This window comes from Verrucomicrobiota bacterium (assembly GCA_016871535.1).
Classification (GTDB): Bacteria; Verrucomicrobiota; Verrucomicrobiia; order Limisphaerales; family SIBE01; genus VHCZ01.
The window spans coordinates 1-8,946 of the sequence record VHCZ01000247.1 but is presented as its reverse complement, the minus strand read 5'-3'; the positions used below and the strand labels follow the sequence as shown (position 1 = coordinate 8,946).

Annotated in this window: 5 protein-coding genes; 2 read left to right on the top strand and 3 right to left on the bottom strand. The window is 61.1% G+C overall.

From position 1 onward, the window contains the following. Window positions 1-203: 203 nt before the first annotated feature. Genes FJ398_22550 through FJ398_22540 form a run of 3 tightly spaced genes read right to left on the bottom strand, consistent with a single transcriptional unit; the run spans window position 204 to window position 3,678 of the window. Entirely contained in the window at window positions 204-755 is a 552-nt protein-coding gene (locus FJ398_22550) for a hypothetical protein (protein ID MBM3840689.1), read from the bottom strand. Between the two features lie 12 nt (window positions 756-767). Then, a complete protein-coding gene (locus tag FJ398_22545; GenBank protein ID MBM3840688.1) occupies window positions 768-1,028 on the bottom strand; it encodes a hypothetical protein in 261 nt (86 codons plus the stop codon). A gap of 55 nt (window positions 1,029-1,083) precedes the next feature. Continuing rightward, a complete protein-coding gene (locus tag FJ398_22540) occupies window positions 1,084-3,678 on the bottom strand; it encodes a YncE family protein (GenBank protein ID MBM3840687.1) in 2,595 nt (864 codons plus the stop codon). 143 nt (window positions 3,679-3,821) lie between these two features. On the opposite strand from FJ398_22540, the gene FJ398_22535 reads away from it, so the two are divergent. Further along, entirely contained in the window at window positions 3,822-5,216 is a 1,395-nt protein-coding gene (locus FJ398_22535) for a hypothetical protein (GenBank protein ID MBM3840686.1), read from the top strand. A 258-nt stretch (window positions 5,217-5,474) separates the two neighbouring features. Then, a complete protein-coding gene (locus FJ398_22530; protein ID MBM3840685.1) occupies window positions 5,475-8,828 on the top strand; it encodes a tetratricopeptide repeat protein in 3,354 nt (1,117 codons plus the stop codon). The last annotated feature ends 118 nt before the right edge of the window (window positions 8,829-8,946 follow it).

The following is an 8,946-nucleotide window of genomic DNA, read 5'->3' as shown; positions in this document are numbered from 1 at the left end:
GGCGGAAAGGTCGCGGCGTTTGTGTTTGCTCATGCCGCGAGCGTAAAACAGTGAAAGAGGAATGTTCCGAAAAAAATGCCAACCCTCGTATCTCCAAACGGCTACCGAGGAGGAACGACGCGCCCTATCGCCAAAGTTGCCAAAGTTTCATTCTGCCTTTGCGACCTTGACGATCTTTGCGGGAGGCCTTATCCAGCGACCGCCTATTCCCTCACGGCGCGGTCGTCGCGGTGAGTCGTTCCCTCCGCCGTGGCGGTGAGCGTGGCCACGCGGGTCCAACTGCGAAGGTCAGTTGAGAATTCAACGTGGTACCTTCGGCCCGGCTCGCCACTCAGAGCGAATTCAACCGCTCCCGACTCGGCTCGGCGAACCCTTCCCAGCGCGGGCCGGACAGGTTCGGCCGCGACGGGCGGTTTGACCGTTTCGGTGATCGCGCGAAGGACCTCCGGCTGGCGCGGTTGAAAGTAAACCTGGTTGAAGAGGACTTCCCACTGCTTGTGGCTGGGAGAATCGGCCAATCCGTTGATGATCACGTAGCGCGAAGCCGAGTTGCCGGGACCGAATTGCGCGTAGCTCCTCCATTCCGGATCATCCAGCACCAGGTCAAATCCGACACTTTGGATGAAACTGTCCGTTCTCGACTGGCTGGTAAGATCGGTGTTGATGGCGATGACCACGACTTGCACCCCCGCCGGCGTTCCATTCCGCGCTTTGTAATATTCGTTGATGTCTTTCTCGACGACCGGCGAGAGCAACTTGCAGGACCCTCACCAATACGCGAAGAGATCGAGAAAAATCACTTTCCCGGCAAAATCTCTCAAGCTGACGGTCTCGCCGGTTTTGCGCTTTTTCAGGGTCAGGTCCGCCGCGACCTCCCCGACGTGCACGAAGGCCGCTCTGGCCGGGAACGCGGCCTGCCCGAAGGCCAGCAACAACAGAGATAACGTGAAAATCCGCATTCTCGCTCCCGGTAAAAAGCCGCCTTGTGATCTGGCGATGTCCACTCGTCTCATTTGTTCGGCGCTCAAGCCGCCGACAGTCTACTCACTTCGGCTCCGGAGACAACCCCGATTCTTGTCCAAATCAATCGTCGTCTTTATCCCCGCCTTTGCCGAAGACGAACGCGGCGCGCTTGGGCGCGGGCATGGGGGAATCCGGGCCGCGCACGGAGCGCCAGACGACTTCGTTCAACAGGAGATCGTCGGCGACGTCCTCCTTCGTGAAATCCATCTGCTCCGAAAGTTTGTTTCCCCAGGCCGTCTTCGCGTTCTTCTCGTTCAAGTCCACCGTGACCGGCCGCGCCGTGTAAGGCCGAAAATCCGGCTTCGGCTGGAAGCACCGGAACATCGGCATGGCGGAGGCGTCGAATTGAGACATCGGTTTCAAGCCCAAGATCAATTCCATCGTCCGCAGCATGCTGGCGGTCGAGTACATCGTGGAATCGACCGACGCGCGCTTCACATACGGGCTGATCACATACGCGAGGGTGCGATGCGCATCGACGTGATCCGGGCCGTTCTGCGCGTCATCCTCCACCACGAAAATCGCCGTCTGCGGCCAGAACTTCGAGCGCGTGACCGCCTCGACCACGCGGCCCAACGCCAGATCATTGTCTCCCATGTAGGCAGTCGGCGTCGGTTTGCCCACGGAAGTTCCGGAGGTATGATCATTCGGCAGACGCACCACCACGAGGCGCGGCATCGCGCCCTCGCGCTCGAAGCGGTTCAACTCGGCAATGAACCGGTCGGCGCGCTTGGAGTCGGGATAGTCCATGTCGAAACCGCGGTACCACGGATCGAAATGACCTTGCAGGACGGCCACACGCGACGTGCCGGGTTGGTCCGGCGTGGCGCCGTTGTTGATGAACTCGCCGAAACTGAAGTAGCTCACCCCCGCTTCCCGCGCCCGGTCCCAGAGATATCCGCCCGCCGGCCGGGCGATGGCGAAATTCCCCTCGGCGGGATACGGATACTTCTTGTGCCGGTTGTGTCCATAACTGAGCGGCCACGATTTTTCCACGAAGTCGGTCGCGTATGCTCCCATCGTCCATTCGTGGCCATCCGCGCTGACTTCGCTTTCCACGTAAAAATTGTCCAGGAGCACGAATTCACGGGCGAGCTGGTGGTGGTTGGGCGTGACGCGCTCCGGAAAAAGGCACAGCGACGGATCGCCATTGCCTTCCGGCATGTCGCCGAGGATCTGATCGTAAGTTCGGTTCTCCTTGATGATGTAGATGCAATATTTGATCGGGGATGGGTCGCCGATTTTTCGCGGCACGGGATTGCGGTCGAACTCCGCGGAGTTCACGATCCGCTCTGCTCGTGGCATGCAACGATATGCCTGGGCGGTGTATTGCTTCATCTGTTCCTCGAACCGCTCGCGTCCAGGAAGGTCGATGACGCTGAGGGTCCCGCGAAACAGCCCGCCGATGTACTCGCGGACCGTAGTCGGCGCGTCTCGGCCCGGCTGCGGACCGTAGCGATTGGCCTTGGGAATGATTCCCTTCCCGTTCGCCACCAACAAGCGTTTGCCGTCGGGGGTCACTCGAACCGAGGTCGGATACCAGCCCACGGGAATGAATCCGAGCGACCGGCTTTTGCCAATCGCGGACACGTCGAACACGGCCAGCGCGTTGATGTTGGCATTCGCCACGAACAAGAACTTCTCGTCCGGCGAGAGCGCCAGGCTGTTCGGTGTGGACCCCGGCGGGGAATTGGGACGAAGCTCGGCGACGAGCGATTCCACCGTTCGCCCGCTTGCCGTATCGATCACGCTGATCGTGTTGTGATTCGCGTTGGCGACGAACAAATGCGCGCCCGATTTGGACAAGACCATTTCATTGGGGTGTGGGTCGGTGGACCAGCGAGCGAGGACGGTTTTGGTGCTCTTCAGGTCCATGACGGCGACCGAGGATTGGGCCCACAAGCTCACGTAAAGCCGGCCGCGTTTCTCGTCGAGCACACAGTCATACGGAAACGGGTCTGCCGAAGTCGTTTGATCCAGGAGCGCCTCGGCGCGCTTCGTGATGGCATCTTGATCGGAACCCGCCGGGCTCGCAGGGCTGCTCGCCAAAGTCGGAGCGGCGTTCGTGCCCAGCAAAATATCACCCGCGTTGATCCGGTTCGGAACATCCACTTCGCTGACGCGGTGCCCCCACAGGTTCGCCACGAATAACTTCGTTGCGTCCTGGGTGATGGCCAATCCCGCGGGAATTCCCCGCTCGTTCCCTTCGCGGAGTTTGACCGTTTGCGGGTCGTTCAGAAACCCGCCGGCGAAGGAAAACCGGTGAATCACTTCGTCGCCCGCGCCGCTGCAGAAAAGCGTTTTGCCATCGCTTGAAAACTCGATTCCGTAAAAGCTCTCCTCCAGGTTGGCTCGTGAGATGATCTTCGACGCGGTCACATCGACGACGACGATTTCATGTTGCCCATGGCCGCTGTGCAACACCGCCGCATGCCGGCCGCCCGGATGCAGCGCGATGTTGACCGGGAAATCGCCCAGGAGGATCTGCCGTCCGACCGAACGGAGAAACCACTGATTCGGCAGCAGCACGGAACCATCGCCTTGCGGTCCCGGTCCATCGAACGGCGCCCGGAGAGCGGTCTCATTCGTAGGCGAAAGGCAACCTGCGGCAGCGAGGAAAATGGACAACGCAAGCAGTCTTGGTAGATGAGGCATAACAGTGTGCCGCGCCTTATGCCAGCAGCCGAGCGGCAGGAGAAGGCAATTCTTCGACCTGGGTTCTGGGCACAGTTCGAGAAGTGTGCACATCGCGCCGGAAACCCGTGACGCAGTAAGCCCGACAGAGTAGCTTCCTTCGCATGAAAGCTCTGCTGCTGATTCCTCCTTTGTTGGTGTCGGCCTCCTCCACGCTGGCCGCCGCGAAAGCAATCCGGCCTGTCGTGGAAGTTGAGGAGGACGTTTACACGTTCACGCCCGCCAACAATGGGGCCGGGCCGATGTGGTGCGCCGGTTCGACATGCCTGGTGCGCGTCGGCGAGCACGTGTTTGCCAGCGGCCTGGAAACGATCCCGGACGCGAAGCCGCTCAACAATTGCCGGTGGATGTTATTCAAGCGCGAGCCGTCCGGTTGGGAGAAGGTCTGCGTGGAGGACACGGGTCGCACCCGCGAGCCGTCGCCGATGGCGGCGTTCGCGGATGGCCGCCTGTTTCTCTCGGCCAATCCCACGCTGGCCAGCCCCTCGCACGAAGGCGGTGGTCCGGCCCGGCCCGAGATTCTGGCTTTCTCCGCCATCAATCCCAAGGCCTCAGCCGAAACGCTGCTCCCCGGCTGGAAAGGAAACCCACGTTTCAGCGAGCATTCCTACCGCAGCCTGGCCGCCGATGCCTCGAATCGGGAACTGATTCTCTTTCAAAACATCGATTACACCCACGCCGAATGGGCCTTCCTCGACCGCGATGCCAAATGGTCCGCGCAAGGCCAACTGAGGTGGCCCTGGGGCGCCGAGTATGACAAGCCGCAACCGATCCGCATTTGCTATCCGAACATCGCGCTCCAAAACCGAGCCGCCTATTTCTGCGGCGTCAGCGACATCGTCGAGCCAAACCTCAAATGGCGCGACTTCAAAAAGCAACTCACCGGGCGCGACTGGGACTACGATTTTCGCCGGCTGTTCTTCACCTGGACGCCCGACATCACCCGCGAAGGATTTCGCGACTGGATCGAAATCGCGAGCCGCGAGCAAACTGCCGGCTGGCTTTTTCCAGCCGACTTATGGGTCGCGCCGGATGGCGCGGTGCATTTGCTCTGGACCGAGCGCGCCATCGACGACCGGCTGCGCGAGAAGTTCTTCCCGGCCGCCCGCCAGTCGCACTCGCTCAACTACGCCTTGGTCCGCGATGGCCAAGTGGTTTCGCGCCGATCGCTCCTGCGCACCGGCGATGACGGGCTACGTCGCGAAATTCCTTCAGCAGCACGCTTCCAGATCACGCCGGAGAACCGGTTGTTCGTTTTCTACTACGTCCATGGCCACGACGCCACGGGCAAAGCCGTTTCGGAAAATCGTTTGATCGAATTGGAGCCGGCCGGCCTTCCCGGTCCAACGTCGGTGGTCCGATTGAAGGCGCCGTTCACGAGTTTCTTCACGGCGACGCCGCGCGCCGGTTCGCCGCCTTCGAACACCCTGGAGTTGCTGGGCCAGCAGGCCGGAAAGCCCCAAACGATCAGCTACGCGCGGATCCGGCTCGGTTCGTGAGAAGGAACTTCCCGCAACGCCGGGTCGGCTGGGGAGCGCACGCGCCTCCGCGTGCTGGAGTCGGCGCCTCGCCGCCTCCATTCAATCGAACTGAACCATCCCATTCAGTGCCATGGTTTCAACGACGCTCCGACTGGCGAGGCGCCAGTCGGAACACGTGAGGGCGCGTGTGCTCCCCATTCCGGCGGAGACTGCCCGGACGTGCGGCCCTGCCCACGATTCCCTTGCACGGCGGTTGATCGGCGATATTCTCGCCTCATGCGCACCCAGGAAGAATCAGACATCCGTCCGCGATCCGGCTCGCGTTGGCTCGCATTTCTTGTCGTTGTGATTTTGGCCGCCGGGGCCGCCTCTTGCCGGATGCAGCAATCCGCGGATGACGAGTTCACCCATTTCATGAACGTCGGCAAAAACTACTACGACAAGGGCGAAGCTCAAAAAGCCCTCGACGCCTTTGCCAGGGCCGTGGCGTCGAATCCCACGCATCCGGACGCGCACTTGAATCTGGCCAACGCTTATCTTCTGGCGGGTCAGGGCACCAACGCGGTCCGGCACGCGGACGAAGTGCTCAAGCTGGACCCAAACTCGGCCGCCGCGTATTACGTCAAAGGTTGCGCGCATCTGCGGCTGAACCAATTCGAGGAAGCGGTCAAGGCCCTCCAGCAATCGGTGCAGGTCGATCAAACCGTGGCGGCAGCGCATTTTCAGCTTGGGCTGGCCCACCAGAATTTGAAGAACTGGAATGACGCCATCGCCTGCTTTCAATTGACGTGCGAATACGAGACCAATCATCCCGCCGCGCACTACAGCCTCAGCCAGGCGTTGATCCGCGCCAACCGCCCGGAGGAAGCGAACGAGCATTTGGAGTTGCATCGGCAGATCGCCGCCAAGTCACAAGGGCAGATAGCGAATCCGGCCACTTACGAACGCTGCGTCCACACTCAGGCGCGCTTGCCGTTCAAGCTGGAGCAACCGGATCTGGCCGGCATCCGAGTCAAATTCTCCGACGCGACCAAAGAATCCTTCGCGGGCGCCGGGGGCGGGGAAAAGTTTCGCGGACCGATTGGCGTCTTCGATCTCACTCACGACGGGCACCACGACCTGTTCGTCATGGAAGGCGCCCACGGCTTCCGCGTGTTGACGAGTACCAACGGCACGTTCGCCGCGCTGGGCGAAGTGATTCCAGCTACTCCCGGCGCCACGTTCACGAAATGTTTGGTGGGCGACCTGAACAACACGCAACTGCAGAGCGACCGGACCGAAGATGTCATCGTGCTGGGGCCGCAAGGCACGCACGTCTTCAAGTTCGCGACCAACGGAACGGTGACAGACATGTCCGCCTTCTCGCGGCTGAACACGCTTTCCGCCATTGACGGCGCGCTGGCCGATCTCGATTTCACCGGAAGCCTGGATTTGGTGGCCGTGACCCGCTCGAACACGGTGCAAGTTTTCCGCAACCTCGGCCAAATGTATTTCAAGGACATCACGGCGACGTCGGGCGTGCCTGCGACGCTCACCGTCGCCCGCGAGTTGGTCATGGACGATTGGAACCAGGACGATTTAATGGACCTGTTCATCACGCAGACCGGCCAACCGCCCTTGCTCCTGGCCAAACAACGCGGCGGTCCGTTCGTTTCTACAAACCTGCCTCCGGATGTCTCCAGCGACGCGGTTGTGACTCTCGGTGATTTGAACAATGATCTGCGAGCCGATCTCGTGACCGCAACGCCTGACAAGATTGTGTGCTTCTTCAACGGCCTGACGAATCAAACGATCATACCGCTCGGCAACGCCGCCATCACCCACTTGACGCTGGTGGACTACGACAACGACGGTTGGCTCGATATCTGTGCCTCGGGCGATGGCTTCCGAATCTGGCGCAATCAAGGCCGCGCCGGATTCAAGGAGACAACTCAGGAACTGGGACTCGCGAACTTGAGAGGCAGAATCAGATCCGTCACCGCCGCGGACTTCGATCATGATTGCGATCCGGACTTGCTGTTCGAAGTGGAGGGATCGGGCTTGAAACTGTTCCGCAACGACGGCGGGAACAAGAATCATCAGCTCAAACTCCGGCTCCTGGGCAACCGCTCCAATCCCAGCGGACTGGGCACGCGGATCGAGGTCACGGCCGGCGGGTTGCGCGCGATCCGGACCGTTCGCCAGCTTCCGATCGAGATCGGCGTGGGCCGGCACGAGCAATTGAATTCCATGACCGTCCATTGGTTCGACCTCGCCTGGAATGTGGTCGATGTGAAAGTGGATTGCCAGACGGTCTTGCCCGTTTTGGAAATCATGTTGCCGACGGGCTCGTGTCCGTACCTCTACACCTGGGACGGCACTCGGTTCAAATTCATCACGGACATCCTGGGCGCATCGCCCGTGGGTTTGCCCATCGCCGAGCGGCGGTACATCGAAGCGGATCCGGACGAATACGTCTGGCTCGGCGACGATAAATCGGTTCAACCGCGCGGCACGAACTATGTCGTCCAAATCACCGAGGAGCTTCGCGAGATTCTGTATCTGGATGAAGCCAGGCTGGTCGTGGTCGATCATCCCGAAGGCACGGCGGTGTATCCAACCGACAAGCTTCTTCCGGACAAACCGTTTCCTCCGAGCGAACTTGCGTTGCTGCGGAATCGCAAACCGCTGCGGGGCGCCGTCCGCCACGACGGCCAGGACGTGACGCGCGCGTTGCTCCGCGTGGATGGCCAGATGGCGTCGCCGGTTCAACTACGCGCGCCGCAATTGCGCGGACTGGCCGAACCCTACAGCGTCACGCTGGATTTCGGCCCTTTGCAGACGGATCGCCCGCTGGTGCTCGCGCTGACGGGCTGGCTAAGATTTGGCGGCGGAATGGCAAACATCGCCGCCTCGCTGGAGCCGGATTTGCCGTTCCCGTTCCCGAAGCTGGAAGCGCAGATTGGAGAGGAATGGAAACCTGTGGACGTTGCGGTCGGCGCGCCGGCTGGGAAGACCAAACGCATGATGGTTGATCTCACCGGGAAACTCCCTCCTCACAGCCACAAGCTGCGGCTGAGCGCGGCGTTTGAGGTTCATTGGGATGAAGCGGCGCTTTTCGAGCGGGCGGATTCGAGTCTCGCGAACCTGACGTCGCTTCTCCCGGATGGAACCGACTTGCACTGGCGCGGCTTCAGTGAGTTCGATGACACGGCTTGGACTCTGCCGCTGACGCCGAATTATGACCAAGTCAACGCGCGCGCTCATTGGCGGATCACACCATCGGGTTGGTGCACGCGTTATGGCGACGTGAGCGAATTGATCGCCAAACGCGACGACGCGCTGGCGATCCTTAATGGCGGTGACGAGCTTACGCTGACGTTCTCGACGAATCGTTTGCCCGAGAAACCGCCCGGTTACACTCGCGATTTCTTCCTTTTCACCGTGGGTTGGGACAAGGATGCGGATTTCCACGTCGCACGCGGCACGACGGTCGAGCCTCTGCCGTTCAATGGCATGGACGCTCAACGTTACGCCGAACTCCCGGACGCGCTCCCGGGCAGTGAGTGGTGGACGCGGAAGTACAACACCCGATGGGTCGGCCCACTGACGCTGCGCCGGCAGAACGCCGAGCGCGTCGCTCACCGCTAGTGATGTGTCTGAAAATCGAGGTTGGTTAGCACAGGCCGACTGTGTTCGGCATCAAAAACGCTCGCCTCGTTTTCCTCTCTCTCCCCGCGAGGAAGGAGTGGGGAGAGAGCCGGAGAGA

Coding starts and splice junctions, on each gene's coding strand:
- FJ398_22540 (MBM3840687.1), bottom strand. CDS start 3,678: ATGCCTCATCTACCAAGACTGCTTGCGTTGTCCATTTTCCTCGCTGCC.
- FJ398_22535 (MBM3840686.1), top strand. CDS start 3,822: ATGAAAGCTCTGCTGCTGATTCCTCCTTTGTTGGTGTCGGCCTCCTCC.
- FJ398_22530 (MBM3840685.1), top strand. CDS start 5,475: ATGCGCACCCAGGAAGAATCAGACATCCGTCCGCGATCCGGCTCGCGT.